The sequence below is a fragment of the Enhygromyxa salina genome, from assembly GCF_002994615.1.
Lineage (GTDB): Bacteria > Myxococcota_A > Polyangia > Nannocystales > Nannocystaceae > Plesiocystis > Plesiocystis salina_A.
This window is the reverse complement of sequence record NZ_PVNK01000292.1, coordinates 44,966-61,150: the sequence shown is the minus strand read 5'-3', so window position 1 is coordinate 61,150 and position 16,185 is coordinate 44,966. Positions and strand designations below refer to the sequence as shown.

Genomic DNA, 16,185 nt, shown 5'->3' with positions numbered 1-16,185 from the left:
GGACTCTGGAGATGGCGATGGGGACGGGGACTCTGGGGACGGGGACGGAGACGGGGACGGAGACGGGGACTCTGGCCATGGCCATGGCCATGGAGATGGCGACGGCGACCGGGAGAGGGACGGCGACGCCACGTGTCCGATCGTCAACGAGTGCGTCGTCGCCTGCATGGGCGACACCGATTGCCAGGACATGTGCCTGGCCGAGGCGAGCCCCGAGGCGTTGGCGGAGTCTTCGGCGCTGGTCCAGTGCATCGGCGACAACGCGTGCCTCGACGAGGTGTGCATCGACGAGAACTGCTACCCCGAGGCCTTCGCCTGCAACCATGGTGACGACACCTGCCTCGAGCTGACGACCTGCGTCGATCTGTGCGGCGGCGACGAGCCCTGCGAAGCCGCGTGCAACTACGAGGCGACGCCCCTGGCCCTGGCCCAGGTCGCGGAGCTCGAGGCTTGCGCGCTGGACAACGCCTGCAACGACGACGCGTGCCTGACGGAGTTTTGCGCCAATGAGTACGTCAGCTGCGTCGGCGGAGGCAGCGACGGCCTGTCTTGCCCCCCGCTCGTCGACTGCCTGATCGGGTGCGGCTACGACCAGGACTGCGCGCTCGACTGCGCGCCGCCGCTGACCCCGAACGCGCAGCTCGAGGCGGAGGCGCTCGGGGCCTGCGCCGAGTTTGCGATGTGTGACACCTTCGCCTGCACCGAGGAATTGTGCGCGGGCGAGTGGGGGGTGTGCGTGTCGGGCGAGGCGGACTGTGCCAAGATCTACGAGTGCACCGAGGCCTGCGAGGGGGCGGTGCTGTGCGAGACCAATTGCTTGCACAACGGCGCCTTCGATCAGCAGTTTGTGTTCTTCGACCTCAACGGTTGCATCGCCAACCACGCCTGCGAGGATCAGGCCTGCATCGACCAAAACTGCGGGGAGCAGGCCCTGGCCTGCGGGGTTTAGCCTGGCAGGCTGCTCGCGCCAGGGATAGTACGAGCCGGGAGGCGAGCGTTTGGGGGTGAGCGGAGGGGGCTTCGCCGCCGCAGCGAGGGGCCTTTTCGAAAGGCCCCTTTTCGAAAGGCCCCTTGAAGATTCAGGCCTAGCAGCCCGGGGTGCAATGCATCGTGTCGCCTCGCGCCGGAATTTTTGCCGAGGGCGCGAAGCCAAAACGCCGCTGTACCGGGCGTACTGCAAGTTTTGGCGACAAAGCCCTCGGCGAAAAGGCCAAGCGAGGCGGCGCGAGGCATTGCACCCCGGGCTGCTAGCACCCCGGGCTGCTAGGGCGCCGCCCAGATCAGCGCGGTCGTGTCCGCGCTCGCGGTCGCGAAGGTGTTTCCGTCGGGCGACCACGCGGCCGCTGTGATCCCGGCCTCGTGGCCCAGAAACCCGCGCACGATCTGAGCGGGGCCGACGTCGATGACCGAGACCTCGACCTCGCCGTCGCCGGGCGTGTTGGTTCCGAGCAGCAGGTGGTCGCCGACCCCGAACGCGAGCGGATGCGCGAGCGGAATCTTGGCCAGGGCCTTACCCGTGGTGGCGTCGAAGATCCTGAAGCTCTCGTCGCCGCTGCGCGCAGCCAGCCGCGTGCCGTCGCGCGAGTACGCGAGGGTCTCGGGATCGGCCCCGGTCTTGATCGTGCGCGTGAGCTCCCCGCTCGCGGCCTCATACAAGCGCACGCGGCCGTCATCCCACCCGGACGCGAGGGTCCCCCCGTCGCCGCTGACCGCCAGGCTCGCGACCTGCTTGCCCCGCAACTCGACGTGGTGCCGCGGTGCTCCGTCGGCGGCCCAGATCCGGAGGCCGTCGGCGCCACCCGAAGCGATCGTGGCGCCGTCGCCCGAGATCGCCACGGCGAAGGTCTCGCCCGTGTGGGCCAGGGTGTGCCGCAGCGCGCCGGTCTTGGCGTCCCACGCTCGGACCTCGTGCTCGGCGTTGGCCACGACCGTCGCGCCGTCGCGGGTCAGCGCGACCCGGCGGTGCTCGCCCGGCGGCCCGTCGAGGGTTCGGGTCAGCGCGTAGCTCGTGGCGTCCCACAGCCGGACCTCGCCGTCGCTTGCGACCGTGGCGATCGTGGCCCCGTCGTCCGACCACGCGAGGTCGGTGACCGGGCCCGCGTGACCCAGGCGCGCGACGGCGAACACGGGCAGCGGCGCCGAAGCGCTCGGCTCGGGCGCCTGGTCGGTCGGTGTCGCTGCCGGGGTCGCTTTGGCCTCGGGCGGCGTCGGTTGGGTGTCGGGCGCGCGAAGCTCTCCGGCCCTGGCCTGCGGGGGCGCCTCGACGCTCGCGCTCGGCTCGGCGCGCGGGCCCTCACCGCAGCCGATCAGCGTCGCGGCCGCCAGCGCCGGGGCCCACAACCTGCTCTTGCTTCGCACCCGCGAATACTACCCCGGGAGGCCGCCTCAGCCGCGCCGGGCCTCGACGACCCACGCGGCATGGGGGGAGTGTCGCATGTGCCCCGCGAGCGGGCCGGGGAGCCTGCTCCCAGCGGAACTTGCTCGCGATCGCGGCGACAGTTGTCCATGCTATGTTTCCACCGCCGGGGTCCCCGCTCGGCATCGGAGTTGACCGTGAAAAGTAATCCCCTCTCGATTGTCATTGGCGCTGGTGCGCTGCTCGTGTCCCCAGGCTGCGGTGACGCCGGCGGGGGCGGTGAGGGCGGCGAAGCAGACGCCACCGCCGCCGAGTTCGGGACCGATGAGGGCGACGACGCAGGCGACACAGGCGACACAGGCGACGGGGCCGCCGAGCTCGACAGCGACGAGGACGGCCTGAGCGACGTCGAGGAGGAGATGCTCGGCACCGATCCCAACAGCAAGGACACCGACGAGGACAATTATTGGGACAGCTGGGAGGTCTGGGAGGGCACCGACCCCCTCGACCTGAACAGCCGGATCTACCAGGGCTTTTGGCCCTACTACCCCAACAAAGACGACCTCGAGCAGGGCAGCTGGGCGACCTCGACGACCGCGACGGGCAGCCCCTTTCCGCGGGCCGAGTTCCTCGACCAGCACGGTGACTCGGTCGACATCTACGACTTCGCCAACTTCACGAGCAACGAGACGGGCGAGCCCTCCTACATGATCATCGACATGTCGGCGCAGTGGTGCGGGCCGTGCCACAACATGGCCAACTGGATCGCCGGGGTCGACAACGCCGAGACGGCCTCGCTCCAGACCGCCTACCCCACGGTCCGCGACAAGGTCTACAGCCTGCGGATCTGGTGGATCACGATCATCGTCGAGGACGCGGCCGGCAATCCGCCGACGCTCAGTGACAGCGAGTCGTGGTACGCGGCCCACCAGGACAACCACATCCCGGTGCTCGTCGACGAGACCCAGCAGGTCCGCGGGATCTACAACGGCGGCCAGTACCCGTTCTTCTTCCTGCTCGAACCCGAGCTGGGGGTGGAATTTTGGGGTATCCCGGGCCCCGGCGACAACCCCTTCTTGGCGCTCTTCTTCGTCGATCAGTACCTGTAAAGGGAGCTGGGGGCTGGGGGCTGTTTTAGACCCCCGCGGCCGTCAGCGACTTTGTTTTAGACCCCCGCGGCCGTCAGCAACTCTGCCACGCACGGCCGCAAGCGGCCGGTCGCTCGGTCGCTGCGCTCCCTCGCTCGGTGGGCTGGGATGAGCTTCGCAATCGTTTGCGTGGCCCCCTAGAAGGGGGCTGGTTTAGACCCCCGCGGCCGTCAGCGATTCTGTTTTAGACCCCCGCGGCCGTCAGCGACTCTGCCACGCACGGCCGCAAGCGGCCGGTCGCTCGGTCGCTGCGCTCCCTCGCTCGGTGGGCTGGGATGAGCTTCGCAATCGTTTGCGTGGCCCCCTAGAAGGGGGCTGTTTTAGACCCCCGCGGCCGTCAGCGACTCTACGATCGCTTTGCGTTCAGGCGTCGAAGGTCAGCTCGACCGCCTCGGCGACGGTCTGAACCTCGATGAGCTCGAGGCCGGTCTTGCGCGGGGCCTTGCGCTTCGAGTCGCGGCCGCGGCCGCATACGACCGCGCGAGAAAAACCCAGCCGCGCGGCCTCGGCGAGGCGCTCGTCGAGGCGCGGGACCCGGCGCAGCTCGCCGGTCAGGCCGACCTCGCCGATGATCACGGTGCCCGCTGGGATCGGCTTGCGCATGTGCGAGCTAGCGACCGCGAGCAGCACCGCGAGATCGGCCGCGGGCTCGTTGAGGCGCAGGCCGCCCGCGACGTTCACGAATACGTCCTGATCGACGACGAACAGGCCCGCGTGGCGGTCGAGGACCGCGAGCAGCATCGCGAGGCGGTTGGGATCGGCGCCGACGCAGGTCCGCCGCGGGGAGCCCCCGGGGCTCGGCCCGAGCAGGGCCTGGACCTCGAGCAGCAGCGGCCGCGAGCCCTCGAGCGAGGCGGTGACGGCCGAGCCGATCGCCTGCTCGGGGTGGTCGGCCAAGAAGGCCTCGCTCGGGTTCTCGATCTCGCGCAGGCCGACGCCGGTCATCTCGAACACGCCGAGCTCGGCGGTGCTGCCGAAGCGGTTCTTGCTCGCCCGGAGCATCCGCGTGGCTCGCTCTTCGTCGCCCTCGAAGCTGAGCACGGCGTCGACCATGTGCTCGAGCAGGCGCGGCCCGGCGAGCTGGCCGTCCTTGGTCACGTGACCGACGATCACGACCGGGACCTTGGTGGTCTTGGCCCAGCTCAGGAGGTGGCCGGTGACGCTGCGGATCTGGCTGATGTTGCCGGGCAGGCCCTCTTGCGCGTCGCTGTAGACGGTCTGGATCGAGTCGACGACGAGCACGTCGGGGCGGCGCCCAGCCTGGTCCGCGGCATGATCGAGGATCGCCTCGATGCGGGTCTCGGCCAGCAGCAGCAGGTGCTCGTCGCCGGGCCCAAAGCTGCCGCCGCGGAGGCGCGCCGCTCGGTTGGCGACCTGGGCGATCGACTCCTCGCCGCTCGCGTACAGGACCGTGCGCTCGCCCTCGCCCGCGCTGACCAGCCCCGTGCAGGCCTGGAGGAGCAGCGTCGACTTGCCGATCCCCGGGGCGCCGCCGAGCAGCACGAGGCTGCCGGGCACGAGCCCGCCACCGAGGACCCGGTCGAGCTCGGCGATGCCCGTGCGCAGCCGGGTCTCGCCCGCGGCCTCGGCCTGGGCCTCGGTGACCGGGACCGGCTTCGACTTCGCGCCCGGGGCTGCGAGCACCACGCGCTCGCCGGCCGTCGGTCGCTCGCTGAGCTCCTCGATCGTGTTCCACTCGCGGCACGAAGGGCACTGGCCGAACCATCCGCTCGTGGTCGCTCCGCACGCGCTGCACTGCCAGCGGGTCTTTTGCTTGCTTCGCTTGGCCTTGGCCATCGCGCGAATGGTACGCCCCTTTTCGAGCCGGACCTGCCCTGGTAGACCGCTCGCGTGCGAAGCGACCTGTCTTTTTGTCTGCTGCAGATCCGCGCGGCCTCCGACCCCGTGCGCGCCGAGGAGGTCGACTGCTTCGTGCGTCGGCTCGAGGTCGACCCCGGCCAGGTCGTGGCCCTCGACGTGCTGGCCGAGTCCCTCGATGACAGCATCTACGAGCGCTTTGACGCGGTCCTGGTCGGGGGCTCGGGCGAGTTCTCGGTCCTCGACGACGTCCCGCCGATCCAGCGCCTCCTCGACTTCCTGGGCGAGACGGCCGCGCGCGGGTTTCCGACCTTCGCGTCGTGCTTCGGCTTCCAGGCGATGTCGCTCGCCCTCGGCGGCGAGGTCGTCCACGACGGCGAGCGCGCCGAGGTCGGGACCTTCGACATCGGGCTCACGCCGGACGCGGGCAGCGACGAGATCTTTGGTGGCCTCCCCGAGCGCTTCTTGGCCCAGCAAGGCCACAAGGATCACGTCACGCGCCTGCCCACGGGGGCGCGGCACCTCGCGAGCAGCGAGCGCAGCCCCTTTCAGGCCGCACGCTTCGGTGAGGGCTTGGTGTGGGCGACCCAGTTTCATCCCGAGCTGACCGAGGACGACAACCGCCGCCGGGTGATGCGATACCACGAGCTCTACGCGGACGAGATCGACGCGGTCCTCGAGATCCTTCGGCCCTCACACGAGACCCACGGGCTCCTGGCTCGCTTCGCCGATGTGCTCGGGGATGCGTCGGGCAAGCGCTCCGGCTGATCGCCCGCGGCTGACGAAGACTGACGCGCACGTGGTGAAATCGACAATTTTGTTCTCACCCTTTGATAGGGCATTCTTGTCGGCCTCGGGCGTCATCGCTCGTATTCGTAATTCACGAGACAGGAACATCATGCAGACTCGAGTTCTCCCAATCATCGTCGCGACCGCGTTCATGGTCATCGCCTGTGACAGCAAGTCCAGCGAGGGCGACAAGAAGCAAGACGACAAGAAGGCCGACAAGGCCGAGAAGGCCGAGAAGGCCGACAAGGCCGAGACGCCCGAGAAGCCCGAACAGGTCGCCGAGCCCCCCGTCGATGAGGCGCCGAAGGTGACCCCGGGAGAGGTCAACCTCGAGGAGATCGAGGAGCCCTTCCTCGGCAAGATGTTGATGCCGAAGGGCGCTGAGACCTCGAGCATGAGCGACAAGGGCGGGCACTACCGATTTCCGCTCAGCGCCGACGGCTCCGAGACGCTCTACGTCGACTACGAGACCACGGGGGGCGAAGAGACCCTGGAGAAGGCCAAGAAGGCGACCAAATGGACGGTTTCCAACTCAGAGATCACCACCGCGGCCACCAACGAGGCAGGGGTTCATGTGATCGAGCTCAAACGCGAGAGCGACAACATGATCTTCGTGCTCGGGTTCCGCCCGGACAGCTACACCAAGTGCTGGGGCCCCGCGACGCAGCTCGAGAACTGCAAGCAGATCATCAACTCGATCCCGATGCCCGAGAAGTAATTTCTTTCAGGGACAAAAGACATCGGCGCTCACGGACGAGCCGTGAGCGCCGACGGTGGCGCGAGCGAGCTCAGCGTGAGCTCAGAGCGCGGCCTTGAGGGCCTCGACCTTGCCGAGGCCTTCCCATGAGAAGCCCTCGCGGCCGAAGTGGCCGTAGGCGGCGGTCCGCTTGAAGATCGGCTTGAGCAGGTCCAGCTCGGCGATCAGCTTGCCGGGCCGGGCGTCGAAGTTGGCCCGGACCAGCTGCGAGAGCTTCTCGTCGGAGACCTTGCCGGTCCCGAAGCTCTCGACCCGAATGCTGACGGGCTCGGCCACGCCGATCGCGTAGGCGAGCTGGACCTCGCAGCGATCGCAGAGCCCGGCCGCGACCAGGTTCTTGGCGATGTAGCGGGCGTAGTAAGCCGCGCTGCGGTCGACCTTGGACGGATCCTTGCCCGAGAACGCGCCGCCGCCGTGGCGACCCATGCCGCCGTAGGTGTCGACGATGATCTTGCGCCCGGTCAGGCCCGCGTCGCCCATCGGCCCGCCGATCACGAAGCGCCCGGTTGGGTTGATGTGATAGGTCGGGTTCTTGAGCAGGTCGGCCGGGAGGATCGGCTTGATGACCTCTTCGATCACGAACTCGGTCAGGCGCTCGTGGCTGACCGACTCGGCGTGCTGGGTCGAGATGACCACGGTGTCGATCTCGACGGGCTTACCGTCCTCGTAGACGACCGAGACCTGGCTCTTGCCGTCGGGCCGCAAGAAGGTGCTCGAGTCCTGCTTGCGCACGTGGGTCAGGCGCTCGGTCAGGTTGTGGGCGAGGTGGATCGGCAGCGGCATGAGCACCTCGGTCTCGCGGCACGCGTAGCCGAACATCATGCCCTGGTCGCCCGCGCCCTGATCGCCCTCGCTCCGGTCGACGCCCTGGTTGATGTCGGGGCTCTGGGCCTCGATCGCAACGAGCACGCCGCAGGAGTGGCCGTCGAAGCCCATGTCCGAGTGGACGTAGCCGATCTCGGTCACCGTCTCGCGGACGATCTTGGGGATGTTGACGTAGGTCGAGGTCGTGATCTCGCCGCCGACGACCACGAAGCCGGTCTTGACCATGGTCTCGCAGGCGACGCGACAGTGCGGGTCGTCGCCGATGATCGCATCGAGGATCGCGTCGCTGACCTTGTCGCAGATCTTGTCGGGGTGTCCTTCGGTGACGGACTCGCTAGTGAACAGACTTCGTGCCATGAACTGGAGTGCTCCTCGAGTCGGCCTTCGCGTTGAGCGGGCCGAGGGTGGCGCAGGATAGGGGTCCCGCGAACGGGTCGTCAACTGCGTGGCGGCGGCAGACGGCGCCGAGCGCCAGGGTCCCCACGCTCACGTGTTGGCCGGTTTGGGGCAGGATCGGGGCGGGCTCAGTCCGAGACGATCTCGACCGATACGGTGATCGGCGTGGGCGGGTCGGCCTCGTCGTCGGCGGGCTGGGGCAGCTCGATGAACAGCAGCGGCGCGTCGTTGGCCTCCGCGAGCGCGGACAGCTCACCCGCGCCGCCCCACGCGAGCGTGGTCTCGCTCTCGCTCGCGCTCGCGGGCGCACACGCGAGGGCCTGCTCGGGCAGGCAGCTCGGGCCGCGCAGGGCCAGGCCGACGCGGGGATCGTCGGCGCGAACGACGAGCGTGGCGTTGGCGGGCAAGCCCGGGGGCAGCTCGAGCTGCTCGACGCGCTCGGGTCGGCGCCAGCCCGTGCACGGGTGCTCGTGGGCGTCGCTGTGCGCTTCGTCGGGGGAGATCTCGACCAAGGCGGCGGCGCCGGGCTCGGGCACCGCGAGCTGCCCGGGCGCGACGCAGCTGTCGGCTGGCGGTCGGCGGCAGCGCCAGACCTCGGCGCCGTCCTCGTCGGCGCTCAGGCACACGGTCCCGGCCTCGCAGCGGCCCTGCCCCGAGCCGCAGGCCTGGTCCTCGCCGAGCACCGCTCGCAGCTCGATGTCGAGCTCGAAGTCGAGGGGGTCGGCCTGCTCGGCCTCGGCCGCGGGTAGCTCGAGCGCGGGGTCGTCTGCGGCGATGCCGAGCGCGACGAGCAGCTCGAGGTTAGGGCCGATGTCCGTGAGCGTGGTCGGCAGGGCGTCGGCGCAGGCGAGCACGCGCTCGGGGTCGGTGGGGCTCGCAACGCAGCCCGGTAGCAGGACCGAGAGCTTGGGTGTGTAGGCGCGGCCGCGCGCGCTGAAGGTCGCGTCGACTCGGTCCTCGATGGTCACGCGGACGAACACCACGGGCCCGTCGGCGCCGCAGGTCGAGCTGTCGGCGGGGGGCGGCGTGGCGTTGCGAAGGGTCGCGGCTAATTTTGTGGGGGCGCTGACGACCAAGCTGGTGTCTTCGCAGTCGTCGCCGAGCGCGGTGGCTTCGTTGGTTTCGGTTCCGGTCTCGGTCTCGGTCTCGGTCTCGGTCTCCGCGGGACCGGCGGTCTCGTCTTCGCCGCCGCCGCAGGCGGCGGCGAGGGTCACCGCGAACGCGGCGGCTGCGATCGCGGTGCTCGAGTAGCGAGGGAGGAGCCGCACGGGCGCCAGCCTAGCAGGCCGGGGTGGAAAGGAGTTTGTGAGGCACGGTCGAGGTGATCTCCCGGCCTCGACTCCACGGGCGACGGACAGCGCAGTCGCGGTCAGAGCCGGGCCGAGCGACGACACGAGCGCTGATACACGCACGCACCAGGTCGACGAGCACCATGAGGAGCGAAAAGAAGGCCGCAAGCCTCCCTTGAAGGCTTCGCGGGGTCCCGACTCCGAATGTCTTGCGCATCAGCAGCCCCAGGTTGTAGCCGGCGTTGTGGATCAGCACCCGCTTGAGGATGTTGTCGTGCCGTCGTAGGTGGGTCCGACCCATGCTCGTCGGCCCGTACATGTGAGCGAAGGGCCGCTCGAGCAGCTCGCCTCGTTGACGCATCAGGTGACGACCGCGTCGACCCTTGACCCGGCGCCGGTTCGCGTAGACGAGCTTCTTTTCGAAGTACAGCCAGTCGTCCTGCTCGCCGAGTTCGTAGACGCGGACCACGTTGGGGTGCTCGAGCCGAGCCATGGCGTGGCTACCGAACATCACCTGACGCCGCGGGAACGGCTCCTGTGCGTGGTGAACCTTCAGCGCCACCGCGCGACTGAGCAGGCGATCGACCGCCGCGAACACCGTCGAGAGCCGGGGCTCGGAGATCGTGTCGCTCAGCACATACCAGCGCACGCCGGTGTCGTCCAAGAACTTGTCGGCGACACTGGCCGGCGCGGCGCCGATCGAGGCCGCGATCAGAGCCAAGATGTAGTCCGATCGATTGAATATCGAAGTGTCCATCGGTGGACCACATGATCGAATGGGTTCGTCGATCCATCGATCTTGTTCGACCTTTTGCAACTCATCGATCACCTGTGACATGTCGTCTTCATGTCTCGTTCGTGGAGTTGTCGATTAGTAAGTCCTATTTTTTTCGTGCCAACCGATCGATCATTCGGCGCTTTCGAAAGCGAGCGCCGTGGAGAGCTCCCCAAGACATCGCCACGACCATATGGTTACGGATCGCCGAGTCGTATGCCGGGAAGTGCCCGCTACAGCTATGCGGGAAGCGACGGACCTTCGTCGCCCTCGAACTCGAGCTCGGGCAGTGAGCCGTCGGCGATCTTCGACCAACCAGTAGCGCATCGCCGAGGTTGCCCCGTCGTGATCGACGAGGCCCTCGGCCTCGAGCCGGGCCAGCGCGCCCTGGAGCTTCCACCGGGGACCCCCGACGCGCGCGCGCAGGTAGGGACCACACACGGGGCCGGGCGCGCGCTCGAGTACGCGGTATACGTAGCCGTCGAACTGCGCCCCCGTGGCCAGTTTGGCCCGCTTCAGCCGGCGCAGGTTGATCGGCGGCCCGCCGTCGAAGCGCAGGAGCACGTCTGGATCCGCGCGCAGCTCCGCGAGCGTGACCTTGGCCAATCCCTCGCCCCGGGGCCCGTCGAGCTGGCTGAGCAACTTCTCGAGGGTCCAGTCTGGGTGGGACCGAACCACTTGGGCGAGAGCGCGGCGCTCGGCCTCCTCGAGGATCTCGGCGGTGCGCGGCGACACGCCCCCAGAGGCGGAGAGTTAGCGATACGTTGCCGACGATCGCCAAGTTCCCGGCAGGCACCAAGCCGACGAAGCGTTGCCCGTCCGTCAGCGCGTCGGCTCACGCGTGGCCATGAGCTTCTCTAGCTCCATCTCCACTGCGATCCGCGCTCGCCGGATCCGAGCCCGCCCACTCACGGTCTTGATCCCCTCACGGCGCGCGAGCGTACGCGCACTCTCGCCGCGAAGCCGGCTCTCGAACGCCCGGCGCAAGGTCGAGCGTACGAGGGCCAGCGCCGCGCGCAGAAGATCGAAGCGCTCCTTCCAGACAAGTATGTCGGGAAGCTCGGGCTCGACGGCCCACTCGACCGGAACGTGGCGCTTGCGCTGGCCTTGCTGGCGCGAATGGGTCCGCAGGCGGTTCTTCGCTACTGTAAACACGTGAGAACGAAATGCCCGCGGGCCAGCGGGCTCGAAGCCATCGAACTCGTCGTTGATAATTTTCAAGGCCGCCTGCGCGAGATCCTCGGCGTCGGCACGAGCGACGCGGCTTCGGAAGTAGCTCAGCAACACGACCCGGGTCTCTCGAAGGAGGATGGTCTTGGCCCGCTCTCGACCATTCTCAGTCCGACACTTCTTGTAGTCACGAAGCATGCTGTCGAGTGACATCGGTGCTGAGAGTACACGCGGATCATCGGGGTCGCGCACGCGACGAAGCGCGATCCGATCACGCGTCCGCGCAGGCGATCCGACAGATCCGTCGCCGTCGACCGCACATGCATCGCATTGAGCTGATATAGAATCCCACTCCACGGAGCGACCGAGTGTCCCGCGAGCTACAAGAGTCCAGCGAACGTCGCATCCCCTCGGCGCGCTGGCTCGACTTGATCGACGAAGTCGAGGCCAGCCCGGGGCACGAGTTCGGCCGCTTCAAGCTGCTCGAGCTGCTCGGCGGGGCTGGCATGGGCGTGGTCTTCCGGGCCTACGACCCCAAAATCGAGCGCGAGGTCGCGCTCAAGCTATGGAAGCTCCCCCGAGACGAGGCGAGGGAGGCGGTCATCCACGAAGCCAAGTGCCTCGCCAAGCTCTCGCACCCCAACGTCGTCACGATCCACGGGACAGACGAGGTCGACGGTGACGTCGCCTTGATCATGGAGTTCATCGACGGCATGGACGGCCGCAAGTGGATCAGCACGCAGCGGCCGACCTGGTGGCAGATCGTCGACTTCTACGTCCTCGCTGGTCGCGGCCTCGCGGCTGCCCACGCCGCCGGGCTCGAGCACGGCGACTTCAAGCCCGACAACGTGCTGCTCGGTCGGGACAAGCGCGTCCGCGTCGCGGACTTCGGTATCGCGCGAGCGCTGCGGGAACACATCACGGGCGAGGACGACCCGGCCGAGGACAGCTACGAACCGGGGACCCCCGACTACATGGCGCCCGAGCGCTTGCTTGGGCGGCGAGGCGACGAGCGGTCGGATCAGTTCTCGTTTTGCGTGTCGGTGTGGGAGTGCCTCTACGGCAAGCGGCCCTTCGACGCGCCGACCGAGGTAGCGATCCTCGAGGCCATGGAGGGCGGGGTGCTGCAGACGGACCCCGCAGAGACCGCACCGGAGATCCCGAGGCGGCTGCGGCAGGTGATCGCGCGCGGATTGGCGATCAACCCTGGGGAGCGCTGGCCGGACATGGACAGTTTGCTCGCCGCGCTCAAGGAGATCCGGGAGCGGCCCGAGGAGCGCAAGCGCTGGCGCTGGCTCGCGGCGTCGGGGGTCGGGTTGGTCGTGGGGAGCTCCGCGATGACGGCATGGCTCGTGATGACACTCACGGACACAGTTTCCGAAACCGGGATCAAACCCGTCCGAGGCACGACGATCCTAGAAGCGGAGGACAGCTCTGACACCGACGGTGCAACCGACGAAGGAGAGAAGGAAGTCGCGGCCGAGTCACTCGTGTCGCAGCTGATGCCGCATATCGAGAGGGGCGAGTTGGACATCGTGTCCCGAGAGTGGAACCTGGCGGTTCAAGGCGCCCATGTGCAAGGCACCAGCATCGAGGGGGAGACCCTCGAGCTCGCGCGAGCGCTGCATGAGCGCTCGCTCGCTGTCGAACACCAGAAGCCGTACCAGGCGAGGAATACGGGTCTGCGCGGCCAGGCCATGCTGGCCTACTTGAGTGCGCACCCGTCCGACGGCGCAGCCACGGAGATCCAGGGGATCCGCGACGATTGGGATCGCATGGTCTCCGCCGAGACCTTGCTCGTCACCGAGTTCACCGAGCTGTCGCTCGGTCAACTCGAGCAAGTCTGCGCTTGCGAGGACGCGCTCAGTCCAGCCGACGACCGTTGCAAGGGCCGCGACGCCGCTGCAGTGCACCGGTGCCTCGCTGGTTTGCTCGCTGACCACGAGAGCGCCGTGAAGCAGTATCTCGATTGCTCAGTCCCAGCGCTGACCGAGCATGGCGAGTGCCTTGGTGCCGCGGCCGACTGCGATCCGGAGCGGCTCGCCACCTGCAAGGCGGAGCGAGCGCAGGCGATGGGAGCCTGCCCACCCTTGGGGCCCACTCTCGAGACGGCCCTCGTCGGGTGCATACGCGGAGATTGATAGCAGAACTCGCGACGAAGAAACGCGACGGTACGATTCGCGGATGACAACCGCGATCATTCTCCTCTCCACCCTCCTGCTCGATCCTCTCGCGCCAGACTTGTGCGCCGACGTCTATCTGGACGCCGACAACAAGCCGATCACCGACGCGAACGGGACCGCTGTGTCTCGCTTCTGTGCTCAGACCGGGGCAGATGCGCCCGTCTGGGACGACGACGTGTGCTGCACCTTCGGGGCCGTGGGGGCCCAGTGTACTGGTGCCCCGCCGGACTCGGCGTGCGCCGCTGGCAAGCGGCTGTACTGCGAGTTCGGTGAACTCCTCGCAGACTACAGCGTCGTCTGCTACCAACCACTGCCCGAGACCTGTGCGTCTGGTTGCACCGGGGTGACGATCATGGCACCCGACTACATCCAGGAGGAAGCTCTGTGCTGCTATAACGGCGACTGTTACGAGCTTTCCATCCCCGTGGAAGAGAACTGCCCGGGTGAGCTCTCCTGGTGCTGGTGGGGATACATGAAGGAGGATGGCACGGTCGACTGCTACGACTGACCTGTTCTCCTTTCCGTTCGACTCACACAGACTCAGGCGAGCACCATTGCCTGTGTGAGTCGGCTTCAATGTCACATCGTCGAGCCACGGCCAGGGACCCCATGGTTCGGTCCCTTCGCGAAGCACCCGCAACTCCGGCAGCGCGCCTTGAAGACGTGACAGCTCGGAGTCCGGGATTGAAGTGTCTTTTACGAACGGATGTCGAAGCAGCGTGAGCCCAGTCAGAAGCCTCGAGTCTGTGACCGGGCGGGCAGCAGTGCAAGTGGGCCGTTGTGCGGCGCGAGGATCCCCGATTCTCAGCGCAAACGTTCGAAGTCGCCGGCGGCGTAGGCGAGGTAGATCTCCAGCGCGCTGTACCCCGCGGCGTTCTCTACTTGGTAGGTGCCAAAGTCGTAGGTGTCGATGACCTGGTCGTTCGAGGTCACGCCGTGCTGGACGACGAAGAACTCGGGGATGTCCGCGAGGGTGTCGTAGAAGGCCGCACCGCGGGTGTTCTCGGGCAGCACAGGCTGTGTCCACTCTTTGTTGAACGGGTTCCGCGTGACCTCGTCCTCCACGTCTTGGAGGCGCAAAGTGTCGTAGCTGTCGACGTAGCGTCCGGGCACGCCGGCGTCGCTGACGAAGGCGTAGGCGCCCACGTCGGCGAGGACATCGGCGCGGGCCTCTTCGGCGCTCGTCACGGTCGTCGCCGCCAAGAGCGGGAACTGCGTCGTGGTGCGATAGTCCGCGGGGATCAGCGTCGCGGAGAAGAAGTCCGTCCAGAGCTCGCCGTCGTCGAGCTGGGGGGTGGGGTAGCGGTCGCGGTGGTAGTTGAAGGCGGTGTAGATCTGCGGCGGGTCCGACTCGTCGGGGTTCTGCACCTTGTTGTCTTGGCCGACGCCAGCGTACTCGCTGCCGGGCGTCATGTGGTTTCCGATGTAGTTGAGCTCGATGCCCGCGCCGCTGACGTTGGTGAGGCGGGAGCCCCAGCTGAACAGCACGTTGTTGGTCACGTCGATGCGGCCGGTGATGGCGAGGTTCGGCGTGCGGTGGCCCTGGTGCACAAACAGATTGTGGGAGGTGCTGATGCGCTCGGCGGGGTTGGCCCGAGAAGCGGCGCCGATGATGATGCCCGTGGCGTTCTCCGAGAAGATGCTGCGGCTGATCGTGCCGTCGGTGAGGGGCGCAAAGAAAGGCGCGATGGAGATCGCCTGGTCATCGTTGAAGCTCATCGACAGATGGTCGAAGATGAAGCGCTCGCTGCCGCCGCTGATGATACCGTTGTGGTCGTACACGTCGGGCTCACCGGTGTAGCTCCCGTTGCGGACGCGCAGGTGTCGGATGATGACGTTGTCGGTGCTCGAAATCGGCCGGTTGTAGCCGCCGGCAAGCAGGAGCGGGCGGCCCGAGATCGTGATGCCGCCTTCCGGTGCGGTTTGGCCAGCGATGGTGAAGTCGCTGTTCTCGACGATGAGCTCAATCCGCTCGTCGAGGTGGATTCGCCCCGAGACGTCGAAGACGATGGTGCGCGGGCCAGTCTCCATGAGCGCCGCGCGGAGGCTGCCGGCGCCGCTGTCGGCCAAGGTGGTGACGTGCAGGACGCGGCCGCCGCGGCCGCCCGTAGTGATGGAGCCGGCACCTTCGGCGGAAGGAAACGCGCGGAGCTCGGTGAGGGTGAGCGTACAATCGGTGCAGGGAGGTTCGCCGTCCGTGTTCCCGTCGTCCGTGTTCCCGCCGTCCATGCTCCCGCCGTCCATGCTCCCGCCGTCCGTGCTCCCGTCGTCCATGCTCCCGCCGTCCGTGCTCCCGTCGTCGATGCCACCCGCATCCATGCTTCCGGCGTCCGCTCCTACATCTTCGGCGGAAGACGAGCCACAGCCGAGGGTCAGGGCGCTTAGGAAAATCACGAGTTGAAACGAGGAGGGGGAGCGAGCTGACATGGTGAGAGTGCATCTCGGAATGGAGCCCGCGTCAATGGTTGAAGAGAAGGCGTGAAGAGCGATGAGGGCGCTCGAGGCCGCCCAAGTACCAATTTTACGTCGCGCATATGGCGCAAAGCTGCTTCGGCGAGCTTTGTGACGCGTGAGAGGCTGTCCGCAGACGGTGAGCCGGGCTCAACTTGCCCGAGTTCGTGCTCAACTCCGCCATGTTTGGCGACGAAGCGCACGGCTTCGTCAGCCCCGGGGGTGGTC

At 67.7% G+C, this 16,185-nt stretch carries 14 protein-coding genes; 6 read left to right on the top strand and 8 right to left on the bottom strand.

Translation table 11 applies throughout. The features are described from left to right. A partial coding sequence (locus tag ENSA5_RS33900) for a hypothetical protein (protein WP_181198441.1) occupies positions 1-949 on the top strand: 949 nt, incomplete at its 5' end. 314 nt (positions 950-1,263) lie between these two features. Here ENSA5_RS33900 and ENSA5_RS33895 read toward each other — a convergent pair. After that, entirely contained in the window at positions 1,264-2,358 is a 1,095-nt protein-coding gene (locus ENSA5_RS33895; RefSeq protein WP_106395868.1) for a WD40 repeat domain-containing protein, read from the bottom strand. Positions 2,359-2,601: 243 nt separating this feature from the next. Between ENSA5_RS33895 and ENSA5_RS33890 the strand changes: the two genes are divergently transcribed. Continuing rightward, complete coding sequence (locus ENSA5_RS33890) at positions 2,602-3,465, top strand: TlpA family protein disulfide reductase (RefSeq protein WP_106395867.1); 864 nt, start codon at positions 2,602-2,604, stop codon at positions 3,463-3,465. A 402-nt stretch (positions 3,466-3,867) separates the two neighbouring features. Here ENSA5_RS33890 and radA read toward each other — a convergent pair whose 3' ends face one another. Next, the gene (gene radA, locus ENSA5_RS33885) at positions 3,868-5,301 is read right to left on the bottom strand and encodes a DNA repair protein RadA (RefSeq protein WP_106395866.1); all 1,434 of its coding nucleotides are present in this window, start codon (positions 5,299-5,301) and stop codon (positions 3,868-3,870) included. A 54-nt stretch (positions 5,302-5,355) separates the two neighbouring features. Here radA and ENSA5_RS33880 point away from each other — a divergent pair, with 54 nt between their 5' ends. Both ENSA5_RS33880 and ENSA5_RS33875 read left to right on the top strand, forming a co-directional pair. Then, a complete protein-coding gene (locus ENSA5_RS33880; RefSeq protein WP_106395865.1) occupies positions 5,356-6,090 on the top strand; it encodes a type 1 glutamine amidotransferase in 735 nt (244 codons plus the stop codon). Between the two features lie 130 nt (positions 6,091-6,220). Then, positions 6,221-6,829 (top strand): hypothetical protein, encoded by a 609-nt coding sequence (locus ENSA5_RS33875; protein ID WP_146156403.1) that lies wholly within the window; start codon positions 6,221-6,223, stop codon positions 6,827-6,829. 81 nt (positions 6,830-6,910) lie between these two features. Here the strand turns inward: ENSA5_RS33875 and metK are convergent, their stop codons facing one another. The 5 genes from metK to ENSA5_RS33850 form a co-directional block, all read right to left on the bottom strand. Continuing rightward, complete coding sequence (gene metK, locus ENSA5_RS33870) at positions 6,911-8,050, bottom strand: methionine adenosyltransferase (protein ID WP_106395863.1); 1,140 nt, start codon at positions 8,048-8,050, stop codon at positions 6,911-6,913. A gap of 167 nt (positions 8,051-8,217) precedes the next feature. After that, positions 8,218-9,357, bottom strand: coding sequence for a hypothetical protein (locus ENSA5_RS33865; RefSeq protein ID WP_106395862.1), 1,140 nt, complete (start codon positions 9,355-9,357; stop codon positions 8,218-8,220). A gap of 10 nt (positions 9,358-9,367) precedes the next feature. Next, entirely contained in the window at positions 9,368-10,135 is a 768-nt protein-coding gene (locus tag ENSA5_RS33860; RefSeq protein WP_106395861.1) for a hypothetical protein, read from the bottom strand. A gap of 150 nt (positions 10,136-10,285) precedes the next feature. Next, complete coding sequence (locus ENSA5_RS33855) at positions 10,286-10,888, bottom strand: hypothetical protein (RefSeq protein WP_181198440.1); 603 nt, start codon at positions 10,886-10,888, stop codon at positions 10,286-10,288. A gap of 87 nt (positions 10,889-10,975) precedes the next feature. Further along, positions 10,976-11,536: an RNA polymerase sigma factor gene (locus tag ENSA5_RS33850; RefSeq protein ID WP_106395860.1), complete on the bottom strand. Its 561-nt coding sequence runs from the start codon at positions 11,534-11,536 to the stop codon at positions 10,976-10,978. A gap of 155 nt (positions 11,537-11,691) precedes the next feature. Between ENSA5_RS33850 and ENSA5_RS33845 the strand changes: the two genes are divergently transcribed. Together ENSA5_RS33845 and ENSA5_RS33840 are read left to right on the top strand one after the other, a co-directional pair. Beyond that, positions 11,692-13,464 (top strand): serine/threonine protein kinase, encoded by a 1,773-nt coding sequence (locus tag ENSA5_RS33845; RefSeq protein ID WP_106395859.1) that lies wholly within the window; start codon positions 11,692-11,694, stop codon positions 13,462-13,464. Between the two features lie 43 nt (positions 13,465-13,507). Then, the gene (locus tag ENSA5_RS33840; protein ID WP_106395858.1) at positions 13,508-14,014 is read left to right on the top strand and encodes a hypothetical protein; all 507 of its coding nucleotides are present in this window, start codon (positions 13,508-13,510) and stop codon (positions 14,012-14,014) included. Positions 14,015-14,310: 296 nt separating this feature from the next. Here ENSA5_RS33840 and ENSA5_RS33835 read toward each other — a convergent pair whose 3' ends face one another. Next, positions 14,311-15,780: a hypothetical protein gene (locus ENSA5_RS33835; RefSeq protein ID WP_181198439.1), complete on the bottom strand. Its 1,470-nt coding sequence runs from the start codon at positions 15,778-15,780 to the stop codon at positions 14,311-14,313. Positions 15,781-16,185: the final 405 nt, after the last annotated feature.

Bases quoted from the DNA above. Each gene is read 5' to 3' on its own strand.
- radA (WP_106395866.1), bottom strand. From the start codon at position 5,301: ATGGCCAAGGCCAAGCGAAGCAAGCAAAAGACCCGCTGGCAGTGCAGC.
- ENSA5_RS33875 (WP_146156403.1), top strand. From the start codon at position 6,221: ATGCAGACTCGAGTTCTCCCAATCATCGTCGCGACCGCGTTCATGGTC.
- metK (WP_106395863.1), bottom strand. From the start codon at position 8,050: ATGGCACGAAGTCTGTTCACTAGCGAGTCCGTCACCGAAGGACACCCC.
- ENSA5_RS33860 (WP_106395861.1), bottom strand. From the start codon at position 10,135: ATGGACACTTCGATATTCAATCGATCGGACTACATCTTGGCTCTGATC.
- ENSA5_RS33850 (WP_106395860.1), bottom strand. From the start codon at position 11,536: ATGTCACTCGACAGCATGCTTCGTGACTACAAGAAGTGTCGGACTGAG.
- ENSA5_RS33840 (WP_106395858.1), top strand. From the start codon at position 13,508: ATGACAACCGCGATCATTCTCCTCTCCACCCTCCTGCTCGATCCTCTC.
- ENSA5_RS33835 (WP_181198439.1), bottom strand. From the start codon at position 15,780: ATGGACGACGGGAGCACGGACGGCGGGAGCATGGACGGCGGGAGCATG.